This is a genomic window from Streptomyces sp. NPDC090083, from assembly GCF_044747445.1.
Taxonomy (GTDB): domain Bacteria; phylum Actinomycetota; class Actinomycetes; order Streptomycetales; family Streptomycetaceae; genus Streptomyces.
This window is the reverse complement of sequence record NZ_JBIVED010000020.1, coordinates 79,708-95,237: the sequence shown is the minus strand read 5'-3', so window position 1 is coordinate 95,237 and position 15,530 is coordinate 79,708. Positions and strand designations below refer to the sequence as shown.

Genomic DNA, 15,530 nt, shown 5'->3' with positions numbered 1-15,530 from the left:
GCTTCTGCTGCGGAGCCGGCGGCGCCCGCATGTGGATGGAAGAACGCATCGGCAAACGCATCAACAACGAACGCGTCGACGAAGCCCTCTCCCTCGACCCCGACATCGTCTCCACCGCCTGCCCCTTCTGCCTCGTCATGCTCACCGACTCCGTCAACGCCAGGAAGGCTGCACCTGACAGCGGCTCCGCCGCGGGCGGCAGGGCCAGGGAATCCGTCCAGGTCGTCGACGTCGCCCAACTCCTCCTCGAGTCGGTCGCGAGGCCGGGAGCGGAGGATGCCGCGGACGGCGCCGCGCGGGGCGCCGTGCAGGGCGGGGTGCAGGGCGGGGTGGAGGGCGCGGTGGAGCCGGAGTCCGCCGTGTAGGGGTGGCGGGGGAGTGCACCGGGGGAGCGGGGGCCGTCTGGGGCGGCCCCCTAGCCGTTGACCAGCGATGTTCTTGTCTGCTTCGTGCCCGCATATATGAAACCGCTCATGCGGTTTGTTAGTGTGTCGGTGTGGTTCCCGCCCCGCCGTGCCCGCGCCGGCCTGCGGCTTCGCGGGCGGGGCGCCCTCCCGTACGGGTGTCCGTGCGCGTGAGGGGCGGGAAACGCAGACGTTCCGGTGCCAGGAGGCAGTACATGGTCAAGCAGGAGCGGGCCGCCCGCACGCGGCGTTCGCTGATCGAGGCCGCGTCCGAGGTGTTCGCCGAGGCCGGTTTCGCACCCGCGTCGCTCGGCGCTATTAGCGCGCGGGCCGGTGTCAGCAACGGAGCGCTGCACTTCCACTTCGCCAACAAGAACATGCTCGCCGAGGCGGTGGAGGCCCAGGCGGCCGAGACGGTGGCCCGGATCACCGGGGCGGCCCGGGAACGGCAGGGCGACTCCCTGCAGGCGGTGGTGGACGCCACCCACGAACTGATGGACACCCTGGCGCGGGACACCGTGGTCCGCGCCGGCTTCCAGCTCGCCGCCGACAGCGCCGCCCGCGCCACCCCGCCCACCGGCCCGGGACCCCGGGGACGGTGGCGGCACTGGGTCGAGGACAGCCTGCGCCGCGCCGGACACCGCGGCGCGCTCGCACCCGGGCTGCCCTGGACGGACGCCGCCCGCGTCGTCGTCGCCGCGACCGTGGGCCTGCAGGTCCTCGGCGCCACGGACGCCTCCTGGCTGCGGCGCCACAACGTCACCCGGCTGTGGGAGGTCCTGCTGCCCCGCCTGGCCAGCCGCCGGGACCTGGACGCACTGGTGTGCGCCGGGACCCGGCCGGCGGCCCCCGACGGGAACGCCGGGAGGAGCGGCAGCACCGGCAGCACCGGGAGCACTGGCAGCACCGGGAGCGCCGGGAGCGGAGGGAGTGCCGGGAACGGCAGGAGCGGGAGCGGCGGGAGTGGTGGGGGCGGTGGCGGGCGGGCACGGATGCAGCCGCCGTCCGCCGGGCGGTAACGGCCGCCCGGCGCCCGGCGCCCCGCCGTCCGGCGAAGCCGGCCCGGAGCCCGGACCGCCGCCGCAGAGCCGCGCGGGCGGCGCCCCACGCACGGTGAGACCGCTTCCGGGCCTCGGGCATCAGGCTGCGCCGCCGCACACCCTCGCCCCTGCCGCCCGCGCCGCCCATATCGCCCGCGTCGCCTGTGCCGCTCTTCCGGGCCTCCCCGCCCTGTGCCGCCAAGTCCCCCCGGCCGGGCCGTACATCACCGCCCCGGCGCCTCGAACGGCCCGCGCCCGGACGGACTTCACTGCCTCCCGCCCCCGCGCCGCCCTGACACCGGAAGGCCCCGCAGCCCCGTGTCCCCAGGCCGCTCGGGCCGCGCTCGGGCCGCGCCGTACGCCGCCGCCCCCGGCTCCTCCGGTCTGCCGGGGTGTCCGCGGCCCCGCTGCTCCGTGCCGCCGGTCCGCCCCGGCTGCGGCGCACACCGTCTGGCCCGCCCCGTGGCCCCGACGTGCCCCGTCTCCCGCGGACTTCAGCGCACCGCCACCTCGGCATCTCCCCGCGCCAGAGGATTCTCGCCGCCCGCCACCTCCAGCGCCCCCTCGATTCAGCGGACTTCACCGCCGCGCCACTCCAACGCGCGCCTGCTCTGCCGGACTTCACCACCCCCGCGGACCACGCCGTCACGCAGGGGAGTGAGGCGTACTCAATCAGCCACCAGGAGAGATGGAATTCGGCGGCCCCGGGGTATTTGTTCCGGCCGGTGTCGGCCGGGTCCCTGCCCGCGAAACGGTGCTCATGTGCCGTCCGCCGCACGGGTGTTGAGGACCGCTCGAAGGCCACTGAAGGAACCCGCGCCTCCGGTGCGGGGAGGGCTAGCGTGCCATTTCACCGACGCATTTCCGCCATCGGGAGTGCCCCACGACGAACGGAGGAAACCATGGAGATTCAGGTTCTGGGTCCGCTGTGTGCCGCCGTGAACGGGGACTCGATCGTCCCGACTGCCGGAAAACCCCGGCAGGTGCTCGCCCTGCTCGCGCTGTATCCGGGCCGCGTCGTGCCGGTGTCGACGCTGATGGAGGAGATCTGGGGGACGGAACTGCCGCAGAGCGCGGTGACGACGCTGCAGACCTACATCATGCAGCTGCGCCGCAGCCTCGGCACGGCCATGGGACCCGGCGCCCCCGGCGGCGCGAAGAACGTTCTGGCCACCCGGCACGGCGGCTACCTCCTGCAGGTGCCGCCCCAGTCCGTGGACGTGCACAGCTACGAACGCCTCATCACCGAGGGCCAGGAGGCCTTCGAACAGGGCGAGGACGAGTCCGCCGCCCGCTGCTTCCGCCAGGCCCTGGCCCTGTGGCAGGGACCCGCCCTGGTGGACGTACGCCTGGGCCCCGTCCTGGAGATCGAGGTGCTGCGGCTGGAGGAGTCACGGCTGGTGACCGTCGAGCGGCGCATCGACGCGGACCTGCGGCTGGGCCGGCACGCCGAACTCATCGCCGAACTCACCGACCTGGTCGCCCGCCACCCCCAGCACGAGGGCCTGCACGCGCAGGCGATGCTCGCCCTGTACCGGTCCGGCCGCCAGGCCTCCGCCCTCGACGTCTACCGGCGGCTGCGCAGACGTCTCATAGACGAACTCGGCGTGGAACCCACACCGCAGCTCCAGCGCCTGCACCAGGCGATGCTCGCCGTCGACCCCGAACTCGACGTGATGGCCGGCCCCCGCCGGGGCTCCACCTTCGACCGCTACGCCGCGTAGGGCTCCGCCGCAACACCGGGCCGGGACCCGGCGCCGGGTCAGGACGTGCACCAGGGCCAGCCCCGCCCGCCCCCTCGGCTTCGCCCGGCCCGGCCCGCGCCCGCAGGCCTCAACCCGGCCTGCACCGGCCGCCGTCGGGGAAACCCTGCACGGGCGCCCGCGCCGGCCGCCGTCGGGCAAGTCCCTCACCCCTCGGCGGCCCCCCTGCCGCAACTCCCCGCCCCCGCCCGGCCCGTGACACCCCGGCGGGCCACGGCACATCCTCCGCCTCCGCCACCGCTGCCGCCTCCGTCACCACCCGTGTACCGGCTCGTCGGGTTCTCGAGTGGGGTTCGAGGGCGGATGGCGATGCTCGGAATCCGCCCCGTCGCCCCGTTGCCGCGGGCTGCCGGGAGCGGAAACACAGGAGGATGCCATGCCGGACGAACAGCCAGTGCGGCTGCACTGTTTCGCCCACTCCGCCGAAGGTGTCTCCGTCTTCGACCACTGGGCCGCGAGCGTGGGACCCGGCGTACGACCGCTCCCGGTCCTCCTGCCCGGCTGCGCCCCGCGGCGCGGCGAGCCGCGGGTGACCACGCACCGGGCGCTGCTGGCCGACGTCCTGCCCCGGTTCACCGGCCCCGACCAGGGACCCTTCGTGCTGTACGGGCACGGGTTCGGTGCGATGATCGCGCTCACCGTCGCCCGCGCCCTGCACGAGGCGGGCCTGCCCGGGCCGGCACTGCTGGCCGTCGGCGCGTGGCCGCCGCCGCGCCTGCCGGCCGGCCTGCCCGACGCCCGCCGGGCCACGGACGCCGAACTGCTGCACGTCCTGGGCGGCCGCGGCGCGGTCCCGGCCGGCAGCGACGAGGGCATCTGGCTGCGGGCCGTCCTGCCGGTGCTGCGCGCCGACCTGGCGCTGGCCCAGTCCCTGCACGAGGCGGCCCGCCTGCCCGGCCCGCAGGGCCCGCTCACCACCCCGGTCCTCGTCGTCTCCTCCCAGGACAACCCGCTGGCCGCGGCCCGGCCGGCCGAGGGCTGGCACCGGTGGACCAGCGGCCCCGTCCGCTCGCGCACCGTGCCGGGCCGGCACTTCTTCGTCCGCGGCGGCCGTGAACTGCCCCGGCTGCTGGGCCGGGCCTGCCGCGTCGTGCGCCGGCTCACCCCCGAGCCCGCCCCCGTCGGCTGACCCCCGCACGCCCCGCCGCGCCTGCCCCGCACCCGCCCGCCCCGCACCCCCGGGGACCGTGCCCGTGCGCGGACAGGCGCCCACGGGCGCGCACAGACAGCGCGCACAGACGTCACGTACGGCGTCGCGCACAGACGTCACGTACGGACAACGTCCCGTACAGGCGCCGCACACGTGAAGAGAGCGGCGAAGAGCCGAAGAGACAGAGAGAGGTGTTCCGGGATGGCTGGTGAGCGGGACGGCGGGGCGGTCCACCGCATACAGGTGGCCGCACCCGCCGGTGTGGTCTACGCCGTGTTGGCCGATGCGCCGAAACTGCCGCTCTACTTCACCCCGAGCATCCATGTGGAGCGCCTGGACATCGACGGCGTCGACGGCGGGCGCGAACGCCTGCGGATGTGGTTCTGGGTGTGCGGCCGGCTGGAGTCGTGGACCTCGTGGCGCCATCTGGACCCGGTGGAGCGCCGGATCGAGGTCCGTCCGGAGGCGCCCGGCTCCCCGCTGGAGCCGATGCGCGGCGTGATCAGCATCCGCGACCGCGGCCCGCACGCCAGCGAACTGGAACTGCGCTGCAGCCACAGCACCCACGACGTCATCGGCATAGGCCGCGCTCCCGGTGCCGGGGCGGGCCCGCGGTGGCCGGGACAGGTCGCCGACCACTGGCCCGGGCAGGTCGCGGACCTGAACATCCGCACCCAGCTCGCCCAGCTGAAACGGTTCGCCGAACAGTGGAGCCGCCTCGACGACCTGGTCCTGCACTGCGAGGACTCCATCCGCGTCCACGGCCCGGCCGAACTCGCCTACGACTTCCTCTACCGCGCCGGCGACTGGCCCGAGCACATCGCCCACATCAGCGGGGCCCGGGTGAGCGAGGAGAGCCCCGGCATCCAGCGCGTGACCCTGCGCAGCCCGGCCGGCCAAGGCGTGCACACCAGCGAGTCGGTACGGATCTGCTTCCCGCACGCGGGCCGCATCGTCCACAAACAGACCACGCTCGCCCCGCTGCTGGCCGCCCACACCGGCGAATGGTCCCTGACCGAGGACGAACACGGGGCGACCCTCACCTCACGCCAGACCCTCGTGCTGTGCGAGGAGGACATCCCCGCCGTCCTGGGCGAGGACGCCACCCTCGCCGACGCCCGCCGCCAGGTACGGGCCGCCGTCGCCCGTGAGAGCCAGATCCTGCTCACCCTGGCCCAGCAGCATGCGGACAGCGCCGTCCGCATGCTGGTACCCCCCGTCCGTCCCGTCTGCTAGAGAACCCCTCGAACCGGCCCCCGCCGCGCCCCCGCGGCCGGCCGGGCGCCGGTATCGTGACGGCCGCCCGGCCGGCCCCGCCGCCGGGCCCCCGCCTTCCGCGCGCCGCCTCCCGCCGCGCCGCACCCCTCCTTCCCGCCCCCCTTCTCGCCTCCTCACCCCTCACCCCTGCCTCCCTCCGTCTTCCTGTCTCCGGTCGCGGCCGTTCGGCTGTTCTCGGGGGCAGCTCGCACCCCGCTGCACATCCGCTCGGGGAAACGGACTCCGGGCGCGCAGGGCCATTAACGTGCTGATCTCGACCGTTGTGGACGCAGGCAGGCCAGGGAGGGCGTCATGGCAGAGAGGCACTACGGCCAGGACCGGCCCCCGTGCGTCCGGCCCCGCACCGCAGACACCGCCAGTACCGCCGGTGCCGTCCGGGCCGTGCCCGCCTGCGAGGCCGGCGTCCTGCCGGGCCCGTGTGCGGCGGGGGAGCGGCAGGCCGGGAGGAGTCCCGCAGATCCCTTCCGCGCGCGCCGAGAGGAGACAGAGGGGATCCGGCTCCCGCACCGGCCCGCACACCCCCGGACCACACCATGACTGCCGACCGTTTCCCGTACGCGCCGACCGTGCTGGTCCTGGGCCCCGCCCCCGACCCGGCCCCCGGTCCTGGTGCCGGTTCCGGCGCCCGTACCGTGCCGTGGGACCTCGAACTGCGCGGCCCGCTCGACACCGCCGCACTGCGCCGTCTCCTGCACCGCCCCGCCGGTGAGGGACCAGATCCGGCCGCCGCGGGCGGGCACCGGCTGCTGCGGCACGGCCCCGGCCACCACACCCTGCGGTGCACGGCGGAGGGGGACACCCCGGCCGCCGCCGTGGCGGGCCGCATCGCCGACCTCCTCACCACCACGGCGAGCGTCCACCCGCTCACCCCCGCGCAGCGCGCACTGCTCACCCCGGACGGCACCCGCCCTCACGGCGACAGCCATGGCTACGGCTGTGAGGCGTTCTTCCTCGAGACCCCCGCCGGAACGGACGCGGAAACGGTCCGCCGTGCCCTGCGCACCGTCCTGGCCGTCCACCCGCAGCTGCGCCACCGCCTCGACGCGGAGGCCGGCCACCTGACCGGCCCGCCCGGTCCCGACGGCCAGGACCTGCTGACGGAAGGGGAGTTCACCGACGAGCCCGGCTACACCGCGGCGGTCACCGCCCTGTACCGCACCCTCGACCCGCCCGCCGGCATCCACCTGCGCGCCCTCCTCGCCCGCGACCGCCGCCCCGACCGCCCCGACCGGCTCACCCTGCTCACCCACCCCCTCACCACCGACCCCACCACCCGCGACATCCTCCTCACCGACCTGACCACAGCCCTCAGCCCGGCCGCACCGGGCGGTCCGACACCGGCCGCGGGCTCCTCCCCGGCCACGCACCCGTCTCCGGCCCCGGCCACGGCGTCCGCCCCGGTACCGGGGCGGCGTGCGGGCGACGGCCTGGCCGACTGGGTCGCGGGCCTGCGCGAGGTGGCCCGCGATCCCGCCGAGGCCCGGCACTGGAGCCTGGTCGCCGAGCGCAGGTCCCGCTCCGCTTTCCGCACCGTCGCCGGGACGCCCCGGCCGGGCGGGACGGCCGGCACCGCCGCGCCCCCCGGCACCGTCCCGCCGCCGGCCCCCGGCACCGCCACCCCGGGCGCTGTCCCGTACGTCGCCACCGACAGCAGGCCGGACAGTGCCGCCTTGCTGCCGGCCCCGGAAACCCCGCTGCCTGCCGCCCCGGCCCCGCTACACCGCGCCGGTTTCACGCTGGACGAGGAGCGGACCGAGCGGATCACCCGGCATCTGGCCCAGCGGCTCGCGCTCACCGCGGAGCAGGTGCTGACCGGTGTGTTCGCGCTGGCGCTGGCCCGTTGGCAGCACACCGACGAGGTCGGGTTCGACGTCCGCAGCGATCCCCGCACCGCCCACCCGGGCCTGCGCCGCCACGCCGGCCGGCTCACCGACGTGCACCCGGTCCAGCTCACCCTGGATCCCGGCCCCGACGCCCTGGGCCGGCTCGCCGCCGCGGCAGGCTTCCTGGCCGCGGGCGCCGGACGGGCCGCGGGCGGCGCCGGCTTCGGGGCCTGCCGCGAGTTCAGCCCCGACCCGCTGCTGCGCGCCACCCTGCGCGCACTGCCCCCCGCCCCCGCCTGCCTGATCCTGCACGCCCCGCACGACGCACCACCCGCCCCGGCCCACCCCGTCCCCGGCCTGCCGCAGCCCCGCACCCACCACCTCCAGGCACACGCCCGGATCACCGCCGGCCGACTGCACTTCACCCTCGACCGGCCACCCGGCACCCCGGAGACCACCGGCCCCGCCGCCCCCTCAGCATCCGACGACGCCACCAGCCCCCCGGCGCCCACCGCCCCCTCCCCGCCGCCCGCCGGCCCCACCGGGTCCCCGGCGACCGCGCCTCCCGCCCTCACCGACCTCACCGCTCTCACCGCCCTGCTCCAGGACGTCCTGGACGAGCTCGCCGACTGCGCCACCGCCCCCATCCCGGGCGTGTTCGCGCCCACCGCGCAGCAGGCGGCCCTGTATGCCGGGGGCGACGGGGAGCCGGGTACCGGGCGGCATGTGGAGCAGGTGGTGTGGGTGTGGCACGGGCCGCTGGACGCGGGGCGGTTCGGCGCGGCATGGCAGTCGGTGTTCGACCGGGAGGCGGTGCTGCGTACGGCGTTCACCGGGACGATCCCGCCGCGGCTGATCGTGCACGGCCACGTCACCCCGGACATCACCCGCCGTGTCCCCTCCGGCGCGGACCGGGCCCTCTTCCTGGAGCACGACCGGCTGCGCGGCTTCGACCTGCGCCGCCCCGGCGCGCTGCGCCTGACCCTGCTGGAGCCCGAACAGGCCCCGCCGGCCGGCCCCGGCACCTCCACCCGCATCGTGCTCACCTACCACCGGGCCCTGCTGGACACCTGGTCCGCGCACCTCCTGCTGCGCACCTTCTACCGCGCCTACCTCGCCGGCGGCACCCTGCCCGGCGGACAGCGCCGCCCCGACCTGCGCGACTACACCGCCTGGATCGCCGCCCAGGACCCGCGCCCCGCCCGCGCCCTGTGGGCGCGCCTGACACCCCCCGCCGTCACCGCCGCGGCCTCCCGCCCCGGCAGCCGGGACGCCGCCGGCGGCGGCAGCGGTGTCGGCCGGGCGCGGCTGCGCCTGGACGCGGCGGAGACCGTGCGTCTCGCCCGCTGGGCCGGCACCTGGGGCACGGCGGAGAGCAGCGTGCTGCAGGCCGTCTGGGCGCTGCTGATCTACCGCGCGTCCGGCGCCACCGGAGCGGCCCCGGTGTGCTTCGCGGTGACCGTCCCGGGCCGCGGCATCGCACTGGACGGCGCGGCCTGGCTGCCGGGCCCGCTGCGCAACCTGCTGCCGATGTCCCTGGACGTCGACCCCGCCCACACCCTGCCCCGTCTCCTGCGCCACCTGCGCGACCGGGCCCTGGACATGGCCGCCTGCGAATGGCTCCCCACCGACATGCCCGCCACCGACATGCCCTCCACCGAGGCGTCTCCCACCGGTGTGCCGTCCGCCGGGGCGGGGCCGCAGGCCGGCCGTGCCGAGACCGTCCTGGTCTTCGAGGACCCGCCGCACCCGGTGCACGGCCTGGAGGGCGAACTGGCCGCCCACGGCATCCGCGCCGAGTTCCCCGGCACCGTGCCCGCCCGCTCCGCCCTGCCCCTGGCCCTGCTCGCCCACCACGACGACACCGGCGGTCTCGTCCTCACCGGCGTCCACGACCGCGCCCTCCTCGACGAGGACGCCGCCGCCGAACTCCTCGTACAGAGCGCCCTGCTGCTGCGTGAACTCCCCCTGACCGCGGACGAGTCCACCACCGTCGCCCAGGCCCTCGCACTCCTGGAGGGCCGCGCCGTGCCCTCCATGGCCGACGACACCCCCGCCGCCCCCGGCCCTGCAGCCGCCGGACCCTGCGGGCCGGGCGGCCCGCTGACCCTCCTGCGCGCGGCCCGCCACGCACACGCGGGCACGATCTGCCTCCTGGTGCCCCCCGGTGCCCCGCCCACCTGCTACGACCAGCTGCCCCCCGCCTACCCGGGCCCCCAGGAACTCCTCCTCCTCACCGGCACCGGCAGCGGGGTCACGGACACCGGCGCCGCCGCACTGGCCGCCCGCGCCGCCGGCCGGCCGCTGCTGCTCGCCGGGTTCTCCGGTGCCGGGGCCGCCGCCTGCGACCTCGCCCACCGCCTCACCACCACCGGCGGCGGGCGCCGGCCGCCCCGGGTCGTCCTGACCCCCGCCCCACCCGGCGCACACGAACGCGCCCGCCTTTTGGCCCGGGCCCTCCAGGACGCCACCGCCCCACCCCCCGCCCCCTGACCGCCCCTGACCGTTTCCGGCTCCACCCCTCTTCCGCCCCGCTTCGACCCCGCCTCGTCCGCGCCCGTGCACCGTGACGATGACGACGGCGCGGGCGATCCGGCCCGGTCGCCGGCGCCGTCCGCGTCCGGGCCGCAACCCCCTGGAGAGTCATGTCCCGTCGCCTGTTCACCTCGGAGTCCGTGACCGAAGGACATCCCGACAAGATCGCCGACCGGATCAGCGACACGGTCCTGGACGCCCTGCTGCGCCAGGACCCCTCCTCCCGCGTCGCGGTCGAGACCCTCATCACCACCGGCCAGGTCCACATCGCCGGCGAGGTCACCACCCGCGCCTACGCCCCCATCGCCCAGCTGGTCCGCGAGGCCGTCCTGGAGATCGGCTACGACTCCTCGAAGAAGGGCTTCGACGGCGCCTCCTGCGGGGTGTCGGTGTCGATCGGCGCGCAGTCCCCGGACATCGCGCAGGGTGTCGACACCGCGTACGAGAAGCGGGTCGAGGGCGCCGCCGCGGACGCGGAGGACGAGCTCGACAAGCAGGGTGCGGGCGACCAGGGCCTGATGTTCGGCTACGCGACCGACGAGACACCCACCCTGATGCCGCTGCCGATCTTCCTGGCGCACCGTCTGTCGAAGCGGCTGTCCGAGGTCCGCAAGAACGGGACGATCCCCTACCTGCGCCCGGACGGCAAGACCCAGGTGACCATCGAGTACGACGGCGACAAGGCCGTCCGTCTCGACACGGTCGTCGTGTCCTCGCAGCACGCCTCCGACATCGACCTGGAGTCGCTGCTGGCCCCCGACATCCGCGAGTTCGTGGTGGAGGCCGAGCTGAAGGCGCTGGTCGAGGAGGGCATCAAGCTCGACACCGACGGCTACCGGCTGCTTGTGAACCCGACCGGGCGGTTCGAGATCGGCGGGCCGATGGGCGACGCGGGCCTGACCGGCCGGAAGATCATCATCGACACGTACGGCGGGATGGCCCGCCACGGCGGCGGCGCGTTCTCGGGCAAGGACCCCTCGAAGGTGGACCGTTCGGCGGCGTACGCGATGCGCTGGGTCGCCAAGAACGTCGTCGCCGCAGGTCTCGCCTCACGCTGCGAGGTGCAGGTCGCGTACGCGATCGGCAAGGCCGAGCCGGTGGGCCTGTTCGTCGAGACGTTCGGCACGGCCACGGTCGACACCGAGCGGATCGAGAAGGCCATCGACGAGGTCTTCGACCTCCGCCCGGCCGCCATCATCCGCGACCTCGACCTGCTGCGGCCGATCTACGCGCAGACCGCGGCCTACGGCCACTTCGGCCGTGAGATCCCCGACTTCACGTGGGAGCGCACCGACCGCGTCCGGCAGCTGCGGGCCGCCGCCGGCCTCTGAACCCGGCCGGCCGTTGCCCGCACACCGGAGCGCCATCCGCTCCCGACCAGCACCGAGCAGAGGAGGACGCGATGTACGACACCACCGAGATCGCCGGGATCGGCGAGGCGGGCGGCGGGCTGTCCCAGGACGCGGCGGACACCCCCCTGACCCTGCCCTTGTCCCTGTCCGGTACGCCGCCGCTGCTGCTGGCGGGCATCGACGAGGAGGAGTGGGGGGAGCCGCACGTGGTGCGCGGTATCGACTGACACCGGCCGCCGCAACCACGCCCCTGCCGTTCTCAAGTCATCCCCGAGCCGCTCTTGGCAGCCTGCTTGAGGAGGAGACGGCCGACAGCATGGGAGGCGGGCATGGGACGGGTACTGCGGGGCGGCCGGCGGGCGCTGGCGGACTATGTCGTACGACGGCTGTGGCTGTCGCTGGTGGCCTTCGGCGCCTCCTACGAGCCGATCGCCCAGCAGCCCGGCGCGCACGGGCGCCGGGCTGCTCAGCGGCCCGGCGGGCCGCCGCCGGCCCATCCCGAGCGGCTGCGTGAGGACGTCGAACTGTCCGAGCAGGAGGTACGGATCCTGCGCCAGCTGTGGCCCGCGGGCTACGCCGGACACCGCGCCCCCGACACCCGCACCTGACAGACAAAAAAAGGGGGGGGAGGGAACGGCCGACGGCCGTTCCCTCCCCCCTTTTTTGTCTGTTGTCTTCTGAGGGTGTGTGGTCACCACTCGACGAGGGCGAAGCTGGCGGCCATGCCGCCGCCGAACCCGGCGAGCAGGACGAGTTCGCCGGGGCTGATCTCGCCGGCGCGGTCGGCGGCGTCCAGGGTGATGGGGATGGAGGCGGCGCCGGTGTTGCCGTAGTGGGTCACGGTGCGGTGCATGCGGGCGTGGGGGAGGCCGAGGTGGGTGAAGACGTCGTCGAGCATGACGCCGTTGGCCTGGTGGGGGATCACGTGGTGGATGTCGGCGGGCTCCACGCCGGCCTCGTGGAGGAACGCCTTGGTCAGCTGGGGGAGTTCCTCGACGACGAAGTTGCGCACGGCGCGGCCCTCCATCGCGAAGTACTGCAGTCCGGCGTCCAGTCCGGCCGCGTCCAGGGGGCGGCGGCTGCCGCCGGCGGGGACCTGGATGAGGCCGGTGAGTTCGCCGAAGGTGTGCAGGGCTACATGGCGGACGGTGTGCCCGTGCTCGGCGGTGCCCAGCACCATCGCGCCGGCGCCGTCGCCGAACAGGACGACGGTCCTGCGGTCGGCGGGGTCCAGGATGCGTGAGTAGACGTCGGCGCCGATGACCAGGGCGTGGCCGCCGCGGCGCAGGATGACGCTGCCGACGGCGGAGAGCGCGAACACGGTGCCCGAGCAGACGGCGTTGACGTCGAAGGCGGCGGTGCCCGAGGCGCCGAGGTTGTGCTGGACGTAGGCGGCGGTCGGCGGCTGGGGGTGGTCGGGGGTGGAGGTGGCGACCGCGATGACGGACAGCTGCTCGGCGGTGATGCCGGCGGCGCGCAGGGCGGCCCGGGCGGCGGCGGTGGCCAGGTCGGAGGTGGCCTGGCCGGGGGCGGCCCAGCGGCGTTCGCGGATCGCGGTCTTGCGGGTGATCCAGGCGTCGTCGACCCCGGCGGGCGCGCCGGCCTCGTCGTTGGAGACGATCCGCTCGGGCACGTAGGCGCCGGTGCCGAGGATCCTGACGTCCCTGATCGGGCTGCCCGTACCGAGGATCGTCGCGTCGTCCATGCGGCTGCTCTCCCTTCGCATGGTGCGTGGATGAATGAAGTCGCTGCATGAATGCAGCGGGTGGAGCGGTGCACCGGTGGCGTGCCCCTGCCCGCGCCCCCCTCACGTCCCTCACGCCCCTCACGGGGTTTCGCGGGGGTCTCGCGGGGGTGCGGGCAGGGGCACGCCACCGGGTACGGGGTTCAGCGGGTGGTGTAGAGGCGCTTGTGGCCGCTGATGCCGGCCAGCCGGTAGGGGCCGGTGGTCTGGGCGGGGGTGGCGTGGTCGCCGCCGTCGGCGGGCAGGCGGTGTTCGTGCAGGGCGCGGTAGGCGGCGTAGTCGACCTCGGTGCGCCGGGTGATGGCCTCGCGGTGGGCGTCGGTGCGCAGGTGGTCGCGGTAGCCGGCGACGACGGTGCCGGCGAAGAACTCGGCGACCGAGCCGGAGCCGTAGCTGAGGAAGCCGACGCTTTTGCCGGTGAGGTCGTCGGCCTGGTCCAGGAGGGCGGCCAGGGCGAGGTAGACGGAGGCGGTGTAGCTGTTGCCGATGACCCGGTTGTAGGCGGTGGTCTGGCCCAGGGCGGCGGTGACGGTGTCCGGGTCGGTGTCGCGCCCGCAGTAGTTGAGGAGGTGGCGGTGGGCCTTGTAGGCCATCTTGGTGAAGGGCTGGTGGTAGCAGAACGCGGCGAACTCCTCCAGGGTGCGCCCGCCCTGCTCGGTGTAGTCCTTCCAGGTGCCCTCGACGGCCTGCAGGTAGGCGCCGACGGATTCCTGGCCGTCGACCAGGGCGGTGTCGCGGTAGTTGGGCCGCCAGAAGTCCATGACGTCGGCCGTGTACAGACCGGAGGGGTCCTCGATGCGCACCAGCGCGGGGTCGACGCCGACGAGCATGGCGACGGCGGCGGCGCCCTGGGTGGCCTCGCCGGGGCTGTCGAGGTCGTAGCGGGAGACGTCGCTGGCGATGACCAGGACCTGCTGGGCGGGGTCGCGGCGGACCAGGCCGACGGCGAACTGCAGGGCGGCGGTGGCGCCGTAGCAGGCCTGCTTGAGTTCGACGACGCGGGTGGCGGAGGGCAGGCCGATCAGGGAGTGGACGTAGATGCCGGCCGCCTTGGCCTGGTCGATGGAGGACTCGGTGGCCAGCACCAGGGTGCGGATGCGGTCGGTGCCGTGGCGGGCGATCAGGGGGGCGGCGGCGGTGGCGGCGAGGGTGACGATGTCCTCGTCGGCGGCGGTCACGCTCATCGACTCCTGGCCGATGCCGACATGGTATTTGCCGATGTCGCTGCCGTTGTGGGCGGCGAGCGCGGTGTGCGGGAGCACGAACTCGCCGGTGGCCAGGGACAGGTCGTGGATTCCGATGGACAGGGACATGGTCAGGCACCAACCTTTGCGGTCTTGGGGTCGCGTTCCAGCTGGACGTGCGCGCGCATCAGTTCGCCGGGGTTGGTCTGCGCGGCGAGCAGGGACAGCTCCCCGCACAGCACGCTCGCGGCGGCGATGACGGCCAGGCGGCGGGCGTTGTCGCCGGCCGGGCGGTCGGCCCGGCAGCCCAGCCGGGTCAGGTTCGTCTCCACGAAGCCCAGGCCCTTGCCGTTGCCGACGGTGCCGACGATCAGGTTGGGCAGGGTGCAGGCGAAGTAGAGGTCGCCGTCGCGGTCCTCGGCCATCGTCACGCCCTGCGAGCCCTCGACGATGTTGGCCGCGTCCTGGCCGGTGGCGAGGTAGAAGCCCAGCAGCATGTTGGCGTAGTGGGCGTTGGCGGAGCGGACACCGCCGGCCAGCAGGGTGCCCAGCAGGTTCTTGCGCAGGTTCAGCTGGGCGATCTTCGCGGCGGTGGTGTGCAGGACACCGTGCACCACGTCCCGGGGGACGAGGAGTTCGGTGACGACGTTCTTGCCGCGCCCCAGGATGCCGTTGACGGCGCTGGCCTTCTTGTCGGTGCAGTAGTTCCCCGAGATCGAGCCGTAGGAGATCCCCGGCACGGTCTGCAGGAGGTGGGCGAGCAGGGCGTCGGAGGCCAGGGTGGCCATGTTGTGGCCCGAGGCGTCGCCGGTGGAGAACTCGAAACGCAGGAACAGCAGGTTGGCGTTGATCTCGTGGCGCACCTCCAGGAGGCGGGCGTAGCGGCTGCAGCCGCGCACCACCTCCCGCAGTTCCTCGATCCGCGCCTCGACGGTGCGGGCGGCGGCCAGGGCGGTCTGCGCGTCGGTGGCCTCCACCAGGACGGAGCGGGTCATCCGCTCGTCCACGAGGGTGGCGACGATGCCCTCCTCGGCGAGCATGGACACCTTCGCGCCGCGGCCCACCGAGGGCCACAGCGGCGACTCGTAGGTGGCCAGCGGGATGTAGGTCTCGGTGCGGGCGACGTTCCCGGAGATGCGCAGGGGTCCCACCCAGCGCATCGGGACTCCGGCGATGGCGTGTGCGTCGGTCATCTGATCTCCTTCGTGGACAGTCCGCCCTTGGGCGGAGCGGAAAAGGACTCCTGCACAGCAGGCC

12 protein-coding genes are annotated in these 15,530 nt (G+C 74.8%); 9 read left to right on the top strand and 3 right to left on the bottom strand.

Translation table 11 applies throughout. The features are described from left to right. The 9 genes from ACIPTO_RS41625 to ACIPTO_RS41585 all read left to right on the top strand — a co-directional run. Positions 1-365, top strand: a 365-nt coding sequence (locus ACIPTO_RS41625; protein ID WP_401200804.1) for a heterodisulfide reductase-related iron-sulfur binding cluster, incomplete at its 5' end; no start/stop codon positions are given. A gap of 254 nt (positions 366-619) precedes the next feature. Further along, positions 620-1,423 (top strand): ScbR family autoregulator-binding transcription factor, encoded by an 804-nt coding sequence (locus tag ACIPTO_RS41620; RefSeq protein WP_401200801.1) that lies wholly within the window; start codon positions 620-622, stop codon positions 1,421-1,423. Positions 1,424-2,346: 923 nt separating this feature from the next. After that, positions 2,347-3,168 (top strand): AfsR/SARP family transcriptional regulator, encoded by an 822-nt coding sequence (locus ACIPTO_RS41615; protein ID WP_366326059.1) that lies wholly within the window; start codon positions 2,347-2,349, stop codon positions 3,166-3,168. A 415-nt stretch (positions 3,169-3,583) separates the two neighbouring features. Next, entirely contained in the window at positions 3,584-4,336 is a 753-nt protein-coding gene (locus ACIPTO_RS41610; RefSeq protein ID WP_366326057.1) for an alpha/beta fold hydrolase, read from the top strand. Positions 4,337-4,558: 222 nt separating this feature from the next. Then, positions 4,559-5,593: a cyclase gene (locus ACIPTO_RS41605; RefSeq protein WP_401200798.1), complete on the top strand. Its 1,035-nt coding sequence runs from the start codon at positions 4,559-4,561 to the stop codon at positions 5,591-5,593. 575 nt (positions 5,594-6,168) lie between these two features. Next, on the top strand, positions 6,169-9,951 hold the full coding sequence (locus ACIPTO_RS41600; protein WP_401200795.1) for a condensation domain-containing protein: 3,783 nt from the start codon (positions 6,169-6,171) through the stop codon (positions 9,949-9,951). Positions 9,952-10,103: 152 nt separating this feature from the next. Next, complete coding sequence (metK, locus tag ACIPTO_RS41595; RefSeq protein WP_401200792.1) at positions 10,104-11,324, top strand: methionine adenosyltransferase; 1,221 nt, start codon at positions 10,104-10,106, stop codon at positions 11,322-11,324. 71 nt (positions 11,325-11,395) lie between these two features. Beyond that, entirely contained in the window at positions 11,396-11,572 is a 177-nt protein-coding gene (locus tag ACIPTO_RS41590; protein WP_366326049.1) for a hypothetical protein, read from the top strand. 102 nt (positions 11,573-11,674) lie between these two features. Then, positions 11,675-11,953, top strand: a complete 279-nt coding sequence (locus ACIPTO_RS41585; RefSeq protein WP_401200789.1) for a DUF6059 family protein — start codon at positions 11,675-11,677, stop codon at positions 11,951-11,953. Between the two features lie 83 nt (positions 11,954-12,036). Here ACIPTO_RS41585 and ACIPTO_RS41580 read toward each other — a convergent pair whose 3' ends face one another. The 3 genes from ACIPTO_RS41580 to ACIPTO_RS41570 all read right to left on the bottom strand — a co-directional run bounded on the left by ACIPTO_RS41580 (position 12,037) and on the right by ACIPTO_RS41570 (position 15,466). Then, positions 12,037-13,050, bottom strand: coding sequence for a ketoacyl-ACP synthase III (locus ACIPTO_RS41580; protein ID WP_366326045.1), 1,014 nt, complete (start codon positions 13,048-13,050; stop codon positions 12,037-12,039). 182 nt (positions 13,051-13,232) lie between these two features. Continuing rightward, a complete protein-coding gene (locus ACIPTO_RS41575; protein WP_401200787.1) occupies positions 13,233-14,402 on the bottom strand; it encodes a hydroxymethylglutaryl-CoA synthase in 1,170 nt (389 codons plus the stop codon). A 2-nt stretch (positions 14,403-14,404) separates the two neighbouring features. Next, positions 14,405-15,466, bottom strand: coding sequence for a hydroxymethylglutaryl-CoA reductase (locus ACIPTO_RS41570; protein WP_401200784.1), 1,062 nt, complete (start codon positions 15,464-15,466; stop codon positions 14,405-14,407). Between the last annotated feature and the right edge of the window lie 64 nt (positions 15,467-15,530).